The organism is Sphingomonas sp. ID0503 (genome assembly GCF_048565625.1).
In the GTDB taxonomy this organism is placed as follows: Bacteria; Pseudomonadota; Alphaproteobacteria; order Sphingomonadales; family Sphingomonadaceae; genus JBLZUR01.
The window spans coordinates 153,082-170,823 of sequence record NZ_JBLZUR010000002.1; the positions used below are offsets into that span (position 1 = coordinate 153,082).

Annotated in this window: 20 protein-coding genes and 1 tRNA gene; 12 read left to right on the forward strand and 9 right to left on the reverse strand. The window is 67.4% G+C overall.

Annotated features, from left to right (window positions below; translation table 11 throughout):
• Positions 1 to 47: 47 nt before the first annotated feature.
• Positions 48 to 257: a hypothetical protein gene (locus tag ACM608_RS01705; protein WP_419681295.1), complete on the reverse strand. Its 210-nt coding sequence runs from the start codon at positions 255 to 257 to the stop codon at positions 48 to 50.
• A 122-nt stretch (positions 258 to 379) separates the two neighbouring features.
• Between ACM608_RS01705 and ACM608_RS01710 the strand changes: the two genes are divergently transcribed.
• Both ACM608_RS01710 and ACM608_RS01715 read left to right on the forward strand, forming a co-directional pair.
• The gene (locus tag ACM608_RS01710) at positions 380 to 553 is read left to right on the forward strand and encodes a hypothetical protein (protein WP_419681297.1); all 174 of its coding nucleotides are present in this window, start codon (positions 380 to 382) and stop codon (positions 551 to 553) included.
• Positions 554 to 695: 142 nt separating this feature from the next.
• The gene (locus ACM608_RS01715; protein WP_419681299.1) at positions 696 to 2,780 is read left to right on the forward strand and encodes a TonB-dependent siderophore receptor; all 2,085 of its coding nucleotides are present in this window, start codon (positions 696 to 698) and stop codon (positions 2,778 to 2,780) included.
• Between the two features lie 250 nt (positions 2,781 to 3,030).
• On the opposite strand, the gene ACM608_RS01720 is transcribed toward ACM608_RS01715, so the two are convergent.
• Entirely contained in the window at positions 3,031 to 3,675 is a 645-nt protein-coding gene (locus ACM608_RS01720; RefSeq protein WP_419681301.1) for a S24 family peptidase, read from the reverse strand.
• A 141-nt stretch (positions 3,676 to 3,816) separates the two neighbouring features.
• Between ACM608_RS01720 and ACM608_RS01725 the strand changes: the two genes are divergently transcribed.
• The 4 genes from ACM608_RS01725 to ACM608_RS01740 all read left to right on the forward strand — a co-directional run bounded on the left by ACM608_RS01725 (position 3,817) and on the right by ACM608_RS01740 (position 6,547).
• On the forward strand, positions 3,817 to 3,951 hold the full coding sequence (locus ACM608_RS01725) for a hypothetical protein (RefSeq protein WP_419681303.1): 135 nt from the start codon (positions 3,817 to 3,819) through the stop codon (positions 3,949 to 3,951).
• Positions 3,948 to 4,190, forward strand: coding sequence for a hypothetical protein (locus tag ACM608_RS01730; protein WP_419681305.1), 243 nt, complete (start codon positions 3,948 to 3,950; stop codon positions 4,188 to 4,190). The genes ACM608_RS01725 and ACM608_RS01730 overlap by 4 nt, the downstream gene beginning before the upstream one ends.
• A gap of 162 nt (positions 4,191 to 4,352) precedes the next feature.
• Positions 4,353 to 5,360, forward strand: coding sequence for a DNA topoisomerase IB (locus tag ACM608_RS01735; RefSeq protein ID WP_419681307.1), 1,008 nt, complete (start codon positions 4,353 to 4,355; stop codon positions 5,358 to 5,360).
• A gap of 8 nt (positions 5,361 to 5,368) precedes the next feature.
• Positions 5,369 to 6,547 carry a mechanosensitive ion channel family protein gene (locus tag ACM608_RS01740; RefSeq protein ID WP_419681309.1) on the forward strand — a complete coding sequence of 393 codons (1,179 nt, stop codon included), beginning with the start codon at positions 5,369 to 5,371 and terminating at the stop codon, positions 6,545 to 6,547.
• Here the strand turns inward: ACM608_RS01740 and ACM608_RS01745 are convergent.
• Both ACM608_RS01745 and dgcA read right to left on the reverse strand, forming a co-directional pair.
• Positions 6,531 to 6,878 (reverse strand): hypothetical protein, encoded by a 348-nt coding sequence (locus ACM608_RS01745; RefSeq protein WP_419681311.1) that lies wholly within the window; start codon positions 6,876 to 6,878, stop codon positions 6,531 to 6,533. The genes ACM608_RS01740 and ACM608_RS01745 overlap by 17 nt on opposite strands.
• Before the next feature lie 121 nt (positions 6,879 to 6,999).
• The gene (gene dgcA / locus ACM608_RS01750; protein ID WP_419681313.1) at positions 7,000 to 7,953 is read right to left on the reverse strand and encodes an N-acetyl-D-Glu racemase DgcA; all 954 of its coding nucleotides are present in this window, start codon (positions 7,951 to 7,953) and stop codon (positions 7,000 to 7,002) included.
• 31 nt (positions 7,954 to 7,984) lie between these two features.
• Between dgcA and ACM608_RS01755 the strand changes: the two genes are divergently transcribed.
• Positions 7,985 to 8,060, forward strand: a tRNA-Val gene (locus ACM608_RS01755).
• Between the two features lie 6 nt (positions 8,061 to 8,066).
• Here ACM608_RS01755 and ACM608_RS01760 read toward each other — a convergent pair.
• Both ACM608_RS01760 and ACM608_RS01765 read right to left on the reverse strand, forming a co-directional pair.
• Positions 8,067 to 9,362: a M20/M25/M40 family metallo-hydrolase gene (locus ACM608_RS01760; protein ID WP_419681315.1), complete on the reverse strand. Its 1,296-nt coding sequence runs from the start codon at positions 9,360 to 9,362 to the stop codon at positions 8,067 to 8,069.
• 25 nt (positions 9,363 to 9,387) lie between these two features.
• On the reverse strand, positions 9,388 to 10,560 hold the full coding sequence (locus ACM608_RS01765; protein ID WP_419681317.1) for a glycosyltransferase family 2 protein: 1,173 nt from the start codon (positions 10,558 to 10,560) through the stop codon (positions 9,388 to 9,390).
• A gap of 283 nt (positions 10,561 to 10,843) precedes the next feature.
• On the opposite strand from ACM608_RS01765, the gene ACM608_RS01770 reads away from it, so the two are divergent.
• The 5 genes from ACM608_RS01770 to ACM608_RS01790 all read left to right on the forward strand — a co-directional run bounded on the left by ACM608_RS01770 (position 10,844) and on the right by ACM608_RS01790 (position 15,006).
• Entirely contained in the window at positions 10,844 to 12,184 is a 1,341-nt protein-coding gene (locus ACM608_RS01770) for a DEAD/DEAH box helicase (protein WP_419681318.1), read from the forward strand.
• A gap of 186 nt (positions 12,185 to 12,370) precedes the next feature.
• The gene (locus ACM608_RS01775; protein WP_419681320.1) at positions 12,371 to 13,621 is read left to right on the forward strand and encodes a peroxiredoxin family protein; all 1,251 of its coding nucleotides are present in this window, start codon (positions 12,371 to 12,373) and stop codon (positions 13,619 to 13,621) included.
• Positions 13,622 to 13,698: 77 nt separating this feature from the next.
• Positions 13,699 to 14,055, forward strand: a complete 357-nt coding sequence (locus tag ACM608_RS01780; protein ID WP_419681322.1) for a hypothetical protein — start codon at positions 13,699 to 13,701, stop codon at positions 14,053 to 14,055.
• Positions 14,056 to 14,206: 151 nt separating this feature from the next.
• Positions 14,207 to 14,752: a glycoside hydrolase family 108 protein gene (locus tag ACM608_RS01785; protein WP_419681324.1), complete on the forward strand. Its 546-nt coding sequence runs from the start codon at positions 14,207 to 14,209 to the stop codon at positions 14,750 to 14,752.
• Positions 14,749 to 15,006 carry a 3TM-type holin gene (locus ACM608_RS01790; protein WP_419681326.1) on the forward strand — a complete coding sequence of 86 codons (258 nt, stop codon included), beginning with the start codon at positions 14,749 to 14,751 and terminating at the stop codon, positions 15,004 to 15,006. Before ACM608_RS01785 ends, ACM608_RS01790 begins: the two co-directional genes overlap by 4 nt.
• A 6-nt stretch (positions 15,007 to 15,012) precedes the next feature.
• On the opposite strand, the gene ACM608_RS01795 is transcribed toward ACM608_RS01790, so the two are convergent.
• The 3 genes from ACM608_RS01795 to ACM608_RS01805 form a co-directional block, all read right to left on the reverse strand.
• Positions 15,013 to 15,741: a hypothetical protein gene (locus tag ACM608_RS01795; RefSeq protein WP_419681328.1), complete on the reverse strand. Its 729-nt coding sequence runs from the start codon at positions 15,739 to 15,741 to the stop codon at positions 15,013 to 15,015.
• A 166-nt stretch (positions 15,742 to 15,907) separates the two neighbouring features.
• Positions 15,908 to 17,104, reverse strand: a complete 1,197-nt coding sequence (locus ACM608_RS01800; protein ID WP_419685062.1) for a toxic anion resistance protein — start codon at positions 17,102 to 17,104, stop codon at positions 15,908 to 15,910.
• A 22-nt stretch (positions 17,105 to 17,126) separates the two neighbouring features.
• The gene (locus ACM608_RS01805; RefSeq protein ID WP_419681329.1) at positions 17,127 to 17,675 is read right to left on the reverse strand and encodes a phosphatase PAP2 family protein; all 549 of its coding nucleotides are present in this window, start codon (positions 17,673 to 17,675) and stop codon (positions 17,127 to 17,129) included.
• Positions 17,676 to 17,742: the final 67 nt, after the last annotated feature.

Sequence of the window (17,742 nt, forward strand, 5' to 3'; positions counted from 1 at the left end):
GTCCTAGCGAGCGGGATTGCCGCCCGCCACCCCTTGCGGGCCGGCGATCAATGAACCGAGCTGATTTCCGCGCCGAATTCCAGGAAGTCGATCATCGCCCCGATCTGCCGCCAGCGGCAGAAATGGTGGATGTTGCCCGCGTCGCGGCTGCGATCGGCACGCGCGGCGGCTTCGCTGGCGGCATATTCTCCCAGCGTCTCGATCAGGACCAGAGTGTCGGCCAGCGCGAGGCGGTCGGCGAGGTAGGGATGGAACAAGCAGGCACTCCCGCGAAGACGAGGCCGCCTCATGCACCGGCGGAGCGACCATGACGCTAAGGGACAAGGTGAACGAAGGGTTGAGCATGGCGCCGCGGCGCGCGGCGTGGCAAGGCGGCGGCATGGCAGGCAAATCATCGAACACACAGGCCGGCGGCTTCATCCTGGCCGTCGCGATCCTGGCGGGCGGCGCCTATGGCGCGCTGAAGGGACAACCCTCGGCCGGCGTCGTCGCGGGCCTGGGCGTCGGCGTGATCGCCGCGATCGCGATCTGGCTGCTCGACCGGCGGAGCTAGCGCGGCTCGCCATTCAGAACGCCGAACGGATCGGCCGGTATCGTTCGTCAGCATGACGGCCGTCCCCTCACGAGGTCACTATTGATATTGACTTGCAATAACCCCATGGCCTAGCCGCGCGTGGCGGGGAAGGGGAATTGCAATGAAGCCTGTGATCTCAGGATTGATGCTGGGCGCTGCCTGGATGGCGGGCCCGGCTCTCGCGGCCGACGCGCCGGAGGAGGGTGCGACCGGCGACATCATCGTCACCGGCGTCGCCGATCCCCACAGCGCCGCCGCCACCGGGCTGAAGCTGACCCTGTCCGAAACGCCGCAGTCGGTGACGATCGTCGATCCGGTGCGCATCCGCGACTTCCGCCTGACCAACGTCAACGCGCTTCTCGATCAGGTCGTCGGCATCAACGTGCAGCGGAACGAGACCGATCGCACCGAATATACCGCGCGCGGGTTCAACATCACCAACTTCCAGGTGGACGGCATCGGCCTGCCGCTGCTCGGCTCCGGCATCCAGTTCGGCGATCTCGACACCATCCTGTTCGACCGGGTCGAGGTGGTGCGCGGCGCGGACGCGATGATGACCGGCATCGGCAACCCGTCCGCGACCGTCAGCTTCGTCCGCAAGCGGCCGCTCGACACCTTTCGCGCGACAGTGACGGGCGAGGTCGGGTCCTGGGACGAGCGGCGGATCGAGGCGGATGTCTCTGTCCCGCTCACCAAGGACGGCACGCTCAGCGCCCGCGCGATCGTCGCCCATGAGGAGCGCGATTCTCACCTCAACTTCAACCACGTCAACCGCGACGTCTATGCCGGGCTGATCGCCTGGTCGCCGGTACAGCCCCTCCGCATCACCCTCGGCTATGCGCGCCAGCGGAACGAGGCGGATGGCGTGCTCTGGGGCGCGATCCCGCTGATCTATACCGACGGCGGCCAGGCCGATCTGCCGCGTTCGACCAGCACCGCCCAGCCCTGGACCTACCGCAACGTCACCGACGAGACCGCGTTCGGAGAGGCGGCGCTCGACCTCGGCGGCGAATGGTCGGTGCGCGGCGTCTTCACCTATCGCCATGTCGATGATCGGTCGAAGCTGCTCTACGCGACTGGCCTCTACGATCGGGATACCGGGCTTGGCGTCGATGGCATGACCGGCATCTACCCGTCCGACAACAAGCAGTATCTGTGGGACGCCTATGCCTCCGGCCCGTTCAGCCTGTTCGGACGCAAGCACCAACTCGCCTTCGGCTTCTCCGCCGGACGCGGAAAGCTCTACGAGTACGAGGCGTTTTCGGACACGATGTTCGACTATCCGTCGGTCTACACCTGGGACAAGCTGACCATCCCCGAGCCGGACTATCCCGAGGCAACGCGGCAGACGAACACCACCGATCGTCTGACCCGGGCCTATGGCGCGGCGCATATCGACATCGCCGATCCGGTGAAGGCGGTGGTCGGGGCGAGCGTGATCTGGCTGAAGTCCACCGGCGAAAGCTACGGCACCAATCAGGCGCGCAAGAACAGCAAGGTCGCACCCTATGCCGGCCTGACCGTCGATGTGGCGGACGGGCTGAAGCTCTACGCAAGCTACACCGACATCTTCAATCCGCAGATCGAGGTGGACGTCACCCGCCGCAAGCTCGATCCCGCCAAGGGCACCAGCGTCGAGGGCGGGGTGAAGGCGACGGCCTTCGGCGGCCGGCTCTACGCCACGGCGGCAGTGTTCAGGTCGAAGCAGAAGGGGCTGGCGGAATATGCCGGCAGCTTCGACGACGGGAAGGACTATTACGTCGGCGTCGACACCAAGGCGAAAGGCGTCGAGTTCGAGATCGCCGGGCAGGTCACGACCAACTGGACGGTCAACGGCGGCGTCACCTTCCTGTCGATCAAGGACGAATTCGGCGACAAGACCCGCACCTTCGCCCCGCGTCGCAGCCTGAAGCTCGCCAGCAGCTATCAGGTGCCGGAATGGCGCAATCTGAAGGCCGGCGTCATGCTGCGCGCGCAGAGTCGGACCGCCAATGCGGACGATACCGGCAACGGCTTCCTCCTGCGACAGAAGGGCTTCACCGTCGTCGACCTGTTCGCCGGCATCAACGTCCTGCCCGATCGCCTGCGCGCCAGCGTCAATGTCGATAACGTCTTCGACAAGAAGTACCTGAACAGCCTCGCCTGGGGCCAGGCCTTCTACGCCGCCCCGCGCGGCGTGCGGGGCAGCCTGAGCTTCATCTACTGAGGCGGGTCAGCGGCGTCGTTGAGCGTCGCCGCGCCCGCCTCAACCCCTGTCACATACCCCAACCCGATCGGGCTGAGCCTGTCGAAGCCCCAGTGACACGCTCGGCACGGGCCCCTTCGACTGCCTGCCTGCGGCAGTCGCTCAGGACAGGCTTCGACAAGCTCAGGGCGAACGGCGTTGCGGATTGTTTCCTGCCCGCCGATGCGCAACCATTCTTCCGGACTCGAACAGGCGGCGCGCCGCATCCGACCTACCGCACCCGCCGCCCGGCCCAGATCACCCGCCCGAGAACCTCGATCTCGCCCGGCCCGGCGGTCCACGCCTCATAACGCGGGTTGTCGCTGCGGATCGTGTAGCGGCGGGCGACCGGGTCGACGGAAAGGCGCTTGACCAGGATCTCGCCCGCCTGCCGCAGCACGGTGATGCCGTCGCGGGGGCGGTCGCCGGGGGCGAGGCGTTCGACCAGGATCTCGTCGCCATCGGACAGGGTCGGCTCCATCGAATCGCCGCGCACCTCGATGATCGACAGCCCCTCGGTCCGCCCGCCGGTCAGGTCGCGCAGCCAGGCGCGGCTGAAGGCGATGCGGGTGAGCGGACGGTCGTCCATGCCGCCGATGCCGAGCCCTGCCGAGGCGCGCACGTCCAGCCGGTCCACCGTGACCAGATCGGCCGGCGGCGGCGCGGTCGGCCCGCCCAGCAGCGCCTCGTCGATGCCGAGATAGCGGGCGAGGGTGCGGCGGTCGGCCTCGTCCAGTTTCTTGGGCACGCCACGTTTTACGAACTGCTGGATATAGGCCGGGTTGCGGCCGAGCACGCGCGACAGACCGGCATAATCGGCGCGACGCTCGTCCACGAACGCCTCCAGAACTTTCCTCGGATCCGACACCTCAGCCATGCCGCTCACCCTATGGATAGGATTTTACCTAGACAAGTAGGAAATAGCCTCCGACAAGAACAAACATGGAACGATTGGAGTCGGGAGGCATGGGTTATGGAGCTTTGGCCGCGCATCCGCCGCTATCTGCAGGCGAGCGGAATGACAGAGACGCGATTCGGGCGGGAGGTCGCGCGCGACCCCCGGCTGATCTACGACATGCGCCGTGGCCGCCGGATCGGCGCGCGGATGCGGCGGCGGATCACGGTCTGGCTCGACTTGGCGGAGCGGGCGTGACCGGCCGCCGCGCCGATCCCCAGCGCGCCATCGCCCGGACGCTCCGCGCGATGGGGCTCGGCACCTTCGCGCTCGCCCCGCTCGGCGGCTGGGCCTCGGGCCTGTTCACCGGGGACCGCCACCGGCTGGAGATCGCGGCCGGCACCCGCAGGAGGCGTCGCGCCTCGCCGACTTCGCGGAAGCGGTGGGGGAGATGGAATGGAGCGTGCCCGGCCATATCGTCGCCGACGTCGCGGTGATCGCCTTTGATGGCGCGCAATTGGCCGCCGAAATCCTGACTATCGAGGACTGAGGGGACGATTTTTCGCGATGACGTAGCGCAAACTTGGTAAACTTCCGGCGCATCCGCCCCCATCGGCGGGCCGCCGGAACAGCGCCGACTCTTCGGCGTTCCCGAACCCATGCTCTGTTATGTGGACGACTCCGCACCCGGCATCACGCGCGAGCGGAAAGGCAATGCCTGGGCCTATTTCACCCCTAAGGGAAAGCGGATCGAGAAGCGCAGCGAGATCGACCGGCTGAACGCCATCGGCCTGCCGCCCGCCTACACCAATGCCTGGTTCTGCCCGTCGCCACACGGCCATATCCAGGCGACCGGCATGGACGACAAGGGCCGCAAGCAATACCGCTACCATGTCGATTTCCGTGCGCAGCAGGAGGCGGAGAAATACGGCCGCTGCGCCGATTTCGGCCGCGCGCTCCCGGCGATCCGCGCCCAGGTGGAGGCGGATCTCGCCTCGGGCAAGCTCTGCAAGCAGCAGGTCGTGGCCGCCGTCGTCCGCATCCTCGATCTCGGCAAGGTCCGCGTCGGGAACGACGCCTATGCGGAAAGCAACAAGAGCTTCGGCGCGACCACGCTCCGCGATCGCCACGCCACCTTCGGCAAGGGCAGCGTCTCGCTCCGCTATATCGGCAAGTCGGGCAAGGAGCAGAAGATCACCATCGCCGACGCCAAGCTCGCCCGGCTGGTGAAGCGCTGCCAGGACATCCCCGGCCAGCGCCTGTTCCAGTACCTCGATTCGGCGGGCGAGCGGCATCCGGTCACCTCCGGCGACGTCAACGAATACCTCAAGCAGGCGAGCGGCGGCGACTTCACCGCCAAGCATTTCCGCACCTGGGGCGCCTCGGTGATCGCGTTCAAGGCGCTGGTCGATGCGGGCGAGAAGGGCATCAAGATCAAGCAATTGCTGGAGCCGGTCGCCGAGGCGCTCGGCAACACGCCCGCGATCAGCCGCAAGTCCTACGTTCATCCCGCGCTCATCGCACTGGCGACAGGAAAGCCCGCACCGGAGATGGCGGACATCCAGCTTCCCCGCGCGGCGCGTTACCTGTCGCGAGAGGAAAGGGGGCTGATCGCCTTCCTCGACCACCTATCCACGGAACAGGACTGCGCGGTCGAGGCCGCCTGACACCGCCCATGCAGAACGATACGAAGCCATCCCCGTTCGACGGCAGCGTCTACGCGCGCCAGATCGAGGCCTATTGGGACCAGACCGTCCGGTGGGTGCTGGCGAACGGGCTGGAAATACTGGTCGCGGTGGCGATCGGCGCGGTCATCGTCGCGGCCATGCTCGGCATCCGCCATCTCGCGCTCCGCTTCTGCCGATCCCGTTTCCACGCCCATTGGCCGCGGATCATCGCCAGCGCGGCGATCCGCACGCATATCCTCTTCATGGTGGCGGTCGCCGCCCGGCTGGTCGGGGGCTATGCCGATCCGCCCGCCGCCGTCGAGCGGACGATCGAGTTCTTCTTCACCATCGCCGCCACCCTGCAGGTGACGATGTGGGTGCGGGAGGTGGTGCTGGGCACGGTCGAGCATCGCGCCTCGGGCATGACCAACCACTCGAACCTCGGCAGCGCGATCGGGCTGATCCGGCTGATGGTGACGATCGTCCTGTTCGCCGTCGCGACGCTGATGATCCTCGACAATCTCGGCGTGAACGTGACCGGCCTGATCGCCGGACTCGGCATCGGCGGCATCGCCATTGGTCTCGCCGCGAAGGGCATCTTCGACGATCTGTTCTCGGCGCTGTCGATCATCTTCGACCGGCCCTTCTCGGTCGGTGACACGATAAAGTTCGGCAGCACCATCGGCACGGTCGAGGCGATCGGCCTCAAGACCACGCGCGTCCGCGCCACCACCGGCGAGGAGGTGGTGGTCAGCAACACCAACCTCCTCGACAAGGAACTGCACAACCTCAACCGGCTGGAACGGCGGCGGCAGACGCTGGCGATCGGGGTCACCTACCAGACCAGCCCGGAGAAGTGCGAGGAGGCGGTGCGCCTGATCCGCGAAGTCGTGGAGCGGGAGCATTGCACCGTCGTCGTCTGCGCGATGAAGGATTTCGGCGCCTCCAGCATCGACTTCGACGTGCAGTTCGACATTCCCGACGCGCTCGGCAGTCCGCCGGTGGTGAAGCACCGCGTCGTGCTCGGCATCCTCAAGGCGTTCAACGACGCCAGGATCGACTTCGCCTATCCCACTCAGGTCACCTTCACCGCCGCACCCGACGGATCGATGGTAATGCCCTATGCGGAAGGACATGATGGCGAAGGCCACGCGCCCCCCGCTGCGAGGGTCAAGGTCGAGGAGTGACCCGCAAGTGGACCGGGTGACGACCCTCGACAAGAAGCGCCACCACCGGCCCGTTCTCGTCGCGCAGTTCGGCGGGCCAGTTCTCGCGACAGGCGACGGCCAGGATCTCTGCGCTGGTCCGTGGGACCGTCAAGATGACGGCGGCCTTCCGGTGCGCGGCATAGGGAATGCGACGGTTCCGGGGATGCACAGCCAGCACCGGCTCTCCGCCGCTCGCGTCGAAGGCGGCCCAGGCCGATCCCCCGAGCGGCGCCGCGCGGCCCCGCCCGAGGAAGGCGAGGACACCCGCGACATGATCCGGGCGTTTTGCTTCGATCGACGAATGAAACATCTGGCTGCGCTCCCTGTTGCGCAGGCCAGAAGCAGGGCGGCGCGCCGCGCGGCACTGCGGTGCGACGAGCCCGGATGGCAGGGCGACCGTCGCGACGAACCCGCCGTCCGCCGCGACGAAATCACCGTGGCGCCATGATCCCGTCGGTATAGACGAAGCCGTCCGGCCGATCGCGGGCGAGGAGGAGCGGGCCGTCGAGATCGACCCAGCGCGCCCCCTGCGCGGCAAGGAAAGCGGGTGCGATGCCGAGCGAGGTGGAGAGCATGCAGCCGACCATCACCTCCAGCCCGGTCGCCCTCGCCTCGGCGATCAGCGCCAGCGCCTCGGTCAGCCCGCCGGCCTTGTCGAGCTTGACGTTGATCGCGGCATAGCGCCCCCGACAGCGGGCAAGGTCGCTGCGATCCTGGCAGCTCTCGTCGGCGCAGAGCGGGATGGGAGAGCGCACGCCGTCGAGCAGATGGTCCTCACCCGCCCGCACCGGCTGCTCGATCAACTCGACGCCGAAGGGCACCAGCATCGCCGCTTCCTCGACCACGTCGCGGCCCGTCCAGCTCTCATTGGCGTCGACGATCAGCCGCGCCTCCGGTGCGCCGCGCCGGACCGCCGCCACGCGGTCGAGATCGCCCTCGCCGGCCAGCTTGAGCTTGAGGAGGGGCAAATGCGCGGCGGCGCGGGCCTCGGCCTCCATCCTCTCCGGCTCGGCCACCGAGATGGTGAAGGCGGTCGTGAGCGGGCGCGGCTCGGAAAGGCCCGCGACCTGCCAGAGCGGCTGCCCGACCCGCTTCGCGCGCAGATCCCAGAGCGCGCAATCAAGCGCGTTGCGGGCCGCGCCCCTCGGCAGGAGCGAGGGGCCTGCTTCGGGAAGAGCGAGCAACTGGTCCCGCACGCTCTCCGCGCTCTCGCCGTGATAGTAGATCGCCGTCGCCTCGCCGCGCCCCTCCTGGGTGCCGTCGCGCACCGTCGCGACGACCACGTCGACATGCGTCTTGGCACCCCGGGCAATGGTGAACGCGCCCGCCACCGGCCAGCGTTCGATCGCGACGGAGAGGGTCAGGTTCGGCAAGGGTGTTTCCATCTCAGCGCGTCCGCTGTATCGGCGGTGGCGCGGGCGCTTAGCTCAGTTGGTAGAGCATCTCGTTTACACCGAGAGGGTCGGCGGTTCGAGCCCGTCAGCGCCCACCAATCCCGTCACCGTGCTTCGGCCGCCAGCCGGCTCATCAGGATTGCCGCGCGCTTGGCCTGGAGGGGAATGCTGGTCAGGTCCACCGTCTCGCCGGGCGCATGGTCGCCCGTGCTGCTCGGACCGAGGCCGACGAGACCGTCCACGTCCTTCGCCACGAAGGAGATGTCGCCCGCGCCGCGCTTGAGCGGATCGAGCGCTGGCATCTCGGGCAGGCTCATGTCGGCATTGATCCGGTTCAGCCGGTCGAGCAGCGCGCGGTTTCCGGGCGTCGGCGCCATCGGCGGGTAGCCCCCCGGATCGAAGGCGAGCGTGGCGTCCGTGCCGGGCAGGTGCCTTGCCACGATCGCGTTCATCTTGGCGCGGGTGCGGTCGATCTGGTCTTGGGCGAGCGCGCGCAGGTCGCCCTTGGCGATCGCGACCGCGGGGATGATGTTGGTCTTGCCCGCCGCCGTCGCGCGGATGCCGTCGGCATCGGTCGCCGCCTGCGTGCCGCCGGTGATCAGGCCGATGTTGAAGGTGAGGTTCGGCTCGGGCAGCTCGCGCCGGAAATCGTCGACGATGCGGGTCAGCTCGTAGATTGCGCCATAGCCCGACGCCGCGCTGAAGATCCCGCTGGAATGACCGCTGTTTGCGGTGGCGGTGACCGTCCAGCTGGAGGAGCTGCGCCGCGCGATCGAGCCCATGTCGCGCCCGTCCTCACGCGACAGGCCCTCGAAATCCAGCGCCACGTCGGCGCGCTTGCCCGCCGCGATCAGGTCCCGCCGCGCGATCTCGATCGGATCGCCCGAATCCTCCTCGTCGCCGGTCAGCACGATCTCGATATCCGCCGCCTTCAGCGTGCCCGCCGCCTGCATCGCACGCAGCGCGGCGAGCATCACCACCATGCCCCCCTTGTCGTCGCCCGCACCGGGACCCTCGCCCTTGTCGCCCCTGATCGTCATCTTCTGGAAAGGACTGTCGGGTTCGAACACCGTGTCGAGATGCCCGATCAGCAGCATCCTCTTTCCCCGCCCGCTGCCCTTGTGGACGGCGACGATGTGCCCGGCGCGCTTGACCTCCGCCATCGGCACCCAGGTCACCGTGAAGCCGAGCGGCTCCAACTCGGCGCGCACCATCTCGCCGACCCTGGTCACGCCGGCCAGATTCCGGCTGCCCGAGTTCACGTTGACGAGACGCGTCAGCAGTTCGACCGAGCGGGCGTTCTCGGCCTCTATGGTCGCCGCCATCTTCTGCTCGACCGGGGTCAGCGCAGCGAAGGCGGGCGTGGCAAGCAGCAGGGTGGCGGCGTAGATCGGACGCAAGACAGTCTCCCGGAATGCAGCGCGACTAGAATGCAGCCGCGACGAGGTCGGAGACTGCGAAGCCTTCGGTGAACTCGGACAGTATGGCAAGGGCAGCAGCAGCAGCGGCACTGATCTTCCAGCGAAGCGCGCCGACGCCGGCATGGGCGCGCTTCACAGCCACGGACTTAACCGCCGATACTTGAGCCGTCGGACGTGAAGACCTGGCGGGAGACCGCGCGGGCCGCGGTGCCGGGATATTCGTCAGAAACGCGTTCACGTTACCTGCGAAGATCGCATCATAGCCGGCGCGCTTCTCGGCAGACACCGTCGCCTCGATAAGGGAGCGGTGGGCCAGGACGAAGGGCCTGATCAGATCGAAGGCACGCCGGATCGCCGCCTCGTCCTTCGCTCGCTGCATCGCCTCCACATGCGACAACATGTAACGATCGAAGACCAGCTTGTGCAGCTTCGTCGGACCGAAGCGTTCCTGCCAGGCGGCACTTCGTTCGATCTCCAGCGTCATCTCGATCTGGCGCATGCGGCCTTCCAGCGTGCGCCGGGCAATGCGCATCTGCGTGGTCGATCGGTTCGGACCCGCGCGCGTGCGCCACAGGTAGGTGACTGCGGCGATGGAGGACACGCGTTCCGCCTTGAGCATAGTGCTGAGTGAAAAGGGCACATCCTCGTAGACCATCCCCTCCGGGAAGAAGAAGTCATGCTCGACCAGGAACGCGCGCCGGAACAGCTTGCCGTGGATCGCCAGTATGCCGGGGAGCGGAAGGGCGGCCGGAGATACGCGGCTGAGATTGCGATATGCGAGACGTGGCTGCGCCCGGTGGTAATTGTCGAAGCGGTGCCGATTACTGAAGGTGATGTCGATGTCCGGCTCGGCCGCGGCGAACAGCATGGACAGGCCGTCGGGCGCGATCATGTCGTCGGCATCGACGAAGGTCACGAACCCGGTGCGCGCCATCCGCAGGCCGAGGTTCCGCGCCGCTGACTGGCCGCCGTTCACCGTCGCTTCCACGGTGATGTTGGCGTTCGCGCGCTGGCAGGTCAGCGCGACCTCGCGCGTCCCGTCGGTCGATCCGTCGTCGATCACGATGATCTGAGCCGCCCGTCCGCCATGATCAACGATCGAGCCGAGGCACTCTTCAAGGTACTCGGCAACGTTGTAGGCCGGCACGATGACGGTCACATCGCTGGCGTCGATCATGGTCGCCCCCCAACTCCCCGCACGACGTGTTGCAGTTGCATCGGTGATGCGCAAGCAGCCGCCTTGCCTTTCCCGCCGCATTGCACCATATGCGGTTTCAGTGCCGACCTTCGCCCTCGCGCGGGTTCGATGCGGAGCTGCGTGATCGTGACGGGCGGATGCCCGCATCGTGCTCCCCCTAAGGCGCTGCCAGCAGGCTTCCCATTTCACGCGGGTCGTCATTCGACACCGCACGTCGTCGCTCGTCCCGGGCGGCCGCTTGCGTATATGCAAGGTACTTTACTTGACCAATTTCTCTGACCTCGGCCTCGACGCGAACCTCGTGAAGGCGCTCGCCGCCAAGGGCTATGACACGCCGACGCCGATCCAGGCGCAGGCCATCCCGCCGCTTCTCGAAGGCCGCGACCTTTGTGGCATCGCGCAGACCGGCACCGGCAAGACCGCCGCCTTCGCGCTCCCGTCGCTTCAAAACATGCTGAAGAGCCCGAAGTCGCGGCAGCCGCATACCTGCCGGATGCTCGTCCTGTCGCCGACGCGCGAACTCGCCAGCCAGATCGCCGAGAGCTTCAAGGCCTATGGCGCGAACATGCGCCTCGCGGTGGATGTGGTGTTCGGCGGCGTGCCGATCCCGCGCCAGATCAAGATGCTAAGCCACGGCCTCGACGTGCTCGTCGCGACGCCGGGCCGCCTGCTCGACCTGATCGACCAGCGCGCGCTCAGCCTCAAGAACGTCGAGATCTTCGTGCTCGACGAGGCCGACCAGATGCTCGACCTCGGCTTCATCCACGCGCTGAAGCGGGTGGATCAGCTGCTGCCGAAGAAGCGCCAGTCGCTGTTCTTCTCCGCCACCATGCCGAAGACGATCGCGGAGCTGGGCGACCGCTTCCTGACCGATCCGGTAAAGGTGTCGGTCGCACCGCAGTCGACCACCGCCGAGCGCGTCGACCAGTACGTCACGCTCGTCACCCAGGCGGAGAAGCAGGCGCTCCTCACCCTCACGCTCCAGAAGACCGAGATCGACCGCGCGCTCGTCTTCACCCGCACCAAGCATGGCGCGGACCGCGTGGTGAAGTTCCTCGACGCCGCCGGCATCGGCTGCGCCGCGATCCACGGCAACAAGAGCCAGCCGCAGCGTGAGCGGGCGCTCGCCGCCTTCCGCACGGGCGAGATCAAGATCCTGGTCGCGACGGACATCGCCGCGCGCGGCATCGACGTCTCGGGCGTCAGCCATGTCTTCAACTTCGAGCTGCCGAACGTGCCGGAGCAGTACGTCCACCGCATCGGCCGTACCGCGCGTGCGGGTGCTGCCGGCATCGCGATCAGCTTCGTCGATGGCGAGGAGAAGGGCTATCTCCGCGACATCGAGCGGCTGACCCGCGTCAAGCTGACGCCCCGTCCGCTGCCGGAGAACTTCCTGGCGGAGGCGGCGCGCCTGCCCAAGCCGTCGCGCACCACCGAACAGGCGCAGCCTCAGGGCCGCCGCCACGACGACCGCCGTCCGCAGGGCGATCGCGGCGACGCGCACCGCCAGCCCACTGGCGATCCGAAGCGCCGCTTCCGTCGCGGGCCGAAGCCCGGCGGCGTCGGCGCGCACAAGGGCGCGGTGCAGCGCACGGGGCGGTAATTAGCCGGTTATAGTTCACGCGGAGGCGCAGAGGCGTAGAGAAGACGAGTGATTGCGCCTTTGGCGCCTCTAACCCTTCTCAGCGCCTCCGCGTGAACCTCTAATTACCCCGCCCTGGGTCGAGCCAGACCCACCGCAACCCTTTCTGTCTTGAGCCGCCGCCCGGTCCGGGCCACCTTTGCGGCCATGAAACGATCCGCCGCGCTGAGCCCGACGCTCCTTTCCATTCTCGCCACGGCCGTGATCCTGATCGCGGCGGCTGCGTATCTCTGGTGGCCGGAGGAAGAGGATGGCGAGGTCGTGCCGGGCGCCTACCGCATGCTCCTGCAATATCCGGCGGGTGAACTGCCCGTCGGCCTGAAGCTCGACGAGAATGGCGGCAAGTGGACCGCCACCTTCATCAACGGCGAGAACCGCGTGGCGGCGGAGCAGGTGACGGTGGAGGGCGACCTGCTGATCATCGCGATGCCGAGCTACGATTCGTCGATCGAGCTGTCGCCGCAGGGCGTGGGTTTCGCGGGCACCGCCCATCTCCGCCGCCGCTCCGGGCGGGTGGACGTGCCGGTGCATGTGGAGCCATATGGCGGCTTCCGCTTCTTCGACGTGCGCGACACGCCGGTGAAGCTGGAAGGCGAATGGCCGCTGACCGAAGAGGGGGAGGATGCCGAACCCGGCCTTCTCATCATCAAGCAGGATGGCGACCTGCTGTCCGGCACCGTCCACTATCCGAGCGGCGACCAGCGCTATCTCTCCGGCGAAGTCAGCGGCGACTATTTCTCGCTCTCCACCTTCGACGGCAATCAGGGGCAGCTCTGGCGCGGGCACAAGCTTGCCGACGGCACGCTGAAGGGCGAGGTGGTGAGCGCCACCGCCAAGACGCCGACGAAGTGGACGGCAAAGCCCGGAGCGGCGAACTTCGCGGCGGTGGGCGAGGAGAAGCCGCCCGTCGATCGCATCGACTTCACCTTCCCCGATGTGGACGGAAAGCCGGTGTCGCTCCACGATCCGCGCTACAAGGGCAAGGTCGTGGTGGTGGCGATCGGCGGCAGTTGGTGCCCGAACTGCCATGACGAGGCGGCCTTTCTCGAACCCTATTACAAGGCGAACGCGGCTCAGGGGCTGGAGGTGATCGGCCTCAGCTTCGAATATACCGACGATCCCGTCCGCAGCGCCCGGCAGGTCAAGCGCTTCGCCCAGCGCTTCGGCCTGACCTATCCCACGCTGGTCGCCGGCGTGGCGACGCCGGAGGGCACGAAAAAGGCACTGCCGGCGATCGGCGGGGTGAAGATCTACCCGACCACCCTGTTCATCGATCGCAAGGGCAAGCTTCGCGCGATCCACACCGGCTATGCGGGACCGGCGACGGGCGCATTGAACAAGAAGGCGATGGCCGAGTTCGATGCTCTGGTCCGCGAGCTGCTGGCGGAGAAGGCCTGACGCCGAAAGGGCGGCGCAGTACACCTCGTCTTAACCATGTCGTGACATACCGCCCGCCTGCCTGTTGGAGCATGCCCGTGACCACCACCGTCGAACCCGAGAAGCGCCTCCGTACCGCCGCCCGTCAGGCCGCCGCCGGCATGTCTGCCGCCGCCAAGGGCAAGCCCGAGGAGGCGGCGCTGGAAAGCGACGTCCGCACCTTCAACGGTATCGCGCAGATGCTGGAGGGCCTGTCCAAGGAGGTCGATGAGCGCGACAAGATGATCGAGAAGCTGAAGCGCATGCACCACCGCATCGCCGAACTGGAGATCCGCGGTGCCGCCGAGCTGTTCGAGAAGAACGACTGGCGCAAGATCGCCGGCGAACTCCAGGCGATCGCGCAGGAAGCGCTGAACATCGCCGAGGGCCGCCCGACGACGAAGCGCGAGCGCTGAAGCGCTCGCCCACACAACGCCGTTCGCCCGGAGCCTGTCGAAGCGCCAGCGCTGGCTCTTCGACAGGCTCCGGGCGAACGGCCTTGGAAAGTCGCTGTCCTACACCGAACCATTTAGGTTAGCCGAGCCGCTCAGCAGGGAGCGACTCGGCATGACCATCGAACAACTCATCGACGATGTGATCGATCGGGAGGGCGGATACGTCGACCATCCCGACGATCTCGGCGGGCCGACCCGCTATGGCATCACGCATCGAACCGCCCGCGCGCATGGCTATGCGGGGTCAATGAAGACCTTCCCGCGCGCCCAGGCGGTGGCGATCTACCGCCGCATGTTCTGGTCCCAACCCGGCTTCGATCGGATTGCGCCTCTCGCGCCCCACGTCGCGGCGGAGCTGTTCGACACCGGCGTCAACATGGGTCCGGCCGTCGCCACCGCCTTCCTTCGTCGCGCGCTCAACGCCCTCAATCGCAACGGCCGCGACTACCCCGATCTTCCCACGATAGGGCTGATGGACGACACGTTGCTCGCGGCGTTGACCGCCTTCCTGAAGCTTCGCGGATCGGCAGGGGAGCGGGTGCTGCTGAAGGCGCTCGAGGCGCTGCAGGGCGAACGTTACCTGCACCTCGCCGAGTCGCGGCCCGCGAATGAAGCGTTCCTCTACGGCTGGCTCGCAAACCGGATCGGTTCGTTGTGAGCGGGGATGATCGTGCCGAGGATCGCTGGACCGCCCGCGCGCGGCCGACCTTCCTCTACGTCATGTATGCGCTGCTGCTCTGGTCCATTCCCATGGGCCTGATCGCCGGCATTCGCCCGACGCTCGCCGCCGCGATGATCCGGGGCATGACCAGCTATCTCGATGCGCTGCCGGAGCCGCTCTATGCGCTCTTCGGCACCGGATACCTCGGCTACACCTTCGCCCGGCAATGGGGCGAGGCGCGCAGGAAGTGAGCTTGGCTAGCCCTCGCCGCCATCCCGGTACTTCAGTTCCAGATAGCGGCCCTGGGTCGCCAGCTGCTTGAGGTCGCCCGCCGCCAGCTGCTCGGTCATCCGCGCGATCTCGCTGTCCACCACCCGCAGCCCCTCGGCGAGCTGATCGTCGGGGCTGTGCCCGCCGTCGCGGCCGGTCTTGCGGAGTGGGGCAGGGACTTTCTGATAACCCTTCACCAGCTCCGGCAGGTCGTCGCAGAGCAGCTTGCGCACCTCGAAAGCCGCCGGCTCGCGCGGGTCGAGGGTGGCGAGCTGCGGGGCGAGGGCCTCCAGCTTGACGCCGATGCCGTCGAGAAGGCGCTGAGAGGGGGCGGGGAGGGCAGGGCGCTGCCGCTCCAGCCATTCCTCGGTGCGCTGGGGCAGGAGGGGGAGGTCGGTCTGCGTCATCGCCTCGGGCGTCGGCTCGCCTTCCGATGAGAAATAGCCGATCGCGATCCACGACAGCACCACGGCGACGAGCGCGATCAGCGCGCCCTCCATTCCGATCGGTGCCACGAACAGGCCGACCGCGATCGCCGCGACGACGATCGCCAGCGCCGCCAGGAACATGCGGTTGATGACCTTCAGCGCGCGCTTCCGCCGCCGCTCACGCGCGCGCCGCGCCCGCGCCCGCGCCTCGGGCGAGAAGCGTTGGACGTAGTCGGAGCCGCGCTGGATCAGCTCGTCGATCTGCCCGTAGATGTCATTGTTGGGCATTCTTAATTTACGCCCTTCCGTGCGCACCTGCGACCGTTCGGGCTGAGCCTGTCGAAGCCCCGGAGACCACCGTCTCCCTGGCCCCCTTCGACTGCCTGCCTGCGGCAGTCGCTCAGGACAGGCTTAGACAAGCTCAGGGCGAACGGCCGAGGAAGAGAGGGCACCATCACACCGGCTTGAACACATCGGGCGCATCCAGCGCCGCCGCCTGCGCGTTCGCCCCTTCGGCCCGCGCGATGTAGCCGCGCGACTTCTCCACCTCGCTCGACAAAGTATCCACCGTCTGCTTCATCGTGCCGAGCGCCTGCAGCTTGAACTGGTCGATCGTGTCCATCGTCGCATAGATGTTCTGGAACGCGCGCTGCAGCGTCGCGATCGGGATGGTCGAGGACGCCGCCTGCTTGTGGATCTCCGCCGTCTGGGTGCGGAGCAGCTCGCCCGTTGAATCGATGATGTTGGCGGTGGTCGTGTTCAGCGCGGTGATCTGCTGTAGCACCAGCCGCTGGTTGGTCATCGCTTGCGCCACCGTCACCGCTGTGCGCAGCGCGGAAACGGTGGTGGTGGACGCGCGATCGACGCCCTTCACCAGCTCGACATTGTTCTTCTTGACGAGGTCGAGTGCGAGATAGCCCTGCACCGTCACCGCCATCTGCGTCAGCAGGTCCTGCGAACGCTGGCGGACGTAGAACAACGCCGTCTCGCGGATGGTCTTGGCCTTGGCGGGGTCGGTCCCCTCCAACTCCAGCGCCTTGGCCTCCAGCTTGGCGTCCATCGCCTTGGAGATGTGGATCATCTGCTCCAGCCGGCCCATCGCCGCCCAGAGCGACTGCCGCTCGACATCGATCGCGGCATTGTCCTTGATCAGCTCGTCCTTGCCGGAGGCGAGGCGGGAGAGGATCGAGGCGATGTGGCTCTGCGCCGACTGATAGCTGTCGAAATAATCGCGCAGCTTGTTGCCGAAGGGGATGATGCCGAACAGCTTCTTCTTGGTCAGCAGGTCGCCGCGCGCGCCGGGATCGAGGTCCTCGATGGTGCGGCGCAGTTCGGCGAGGTCGGCGCCGACGCCGCTCTCCTGATCCATCGCCCGCACCGGCCGGTCGAGGAAGCGGTTCGACTGCCCCGCCGCCTCGGCGATCTCGCGCCGGCCCATATTGGTGATCTGGTCGACCTTCTTGCCGAACTCGGGCGAGTTGGTGTCCTGCGCGACGAGGTCGGCGATGAAGGCGTCGACCTTCTCGTCCAGCTTGGACTTCTTCTCATCCTCCAGCGGCACCAGCCCCGCCGCCTGTTCGGTCGAGATCGCGGGAACGGGATCAGGCGCATTTAGGACGAGATCGGTCTCGGTCTTCGTCGCTGTCGCCATCGTCATCTGCTCCGCCGCTGTGTTAGCGTCGTAAGATGGCCGGGAACGCTGCGCGGTTCAAGAGAACGACGAGCGCGCCGAGCGCCCAGCCGCCCGCGACATCGCTCGGCCAGTGCACGCCAAGGGCAACGCGGCTGACTCCGACCACGAGCGAGAGCAGCACCGCCGGCCAGAGCGGCAGGCGCAGCGCGAGGGCGATGGCGAGGAACGTCGCCATGGTGTTCGTCGCATGGGCGCTGGGGAAGCTGAGCGAATGGACCCGGTCGAGATGCTCGGCGAGATCCGGTCGCGGGCGCCCGAAGGCGAGCTTGAGGAGCGCGGCGGCTGCACGCGCGATGATGCAGGTAGCGAGGAGCCAGAGTGCAACCAGGAACCGCCTCCGCCACAACAGCCATGCGGCCACCGCCAGCGCGAGCGGCCCGAGCACGACGAAATTGCCGAGGCGGGTGAGTGGGATGAGGGTGGGGGAGCCGAGCGAGTGGATGGAGAGGAAGAGGTCGCGCTCGGCAGGGACGCCGCATAACGCGATCGCAGCCGCAAGGGAGAAGACCGCGACAAGAGCGCCGGTCACCATGCGCTCCTGCGAAAGCAGGAGCCTATGACCATCGCAGGCTCCTGCTTTCGCAGGAGCACGGTTC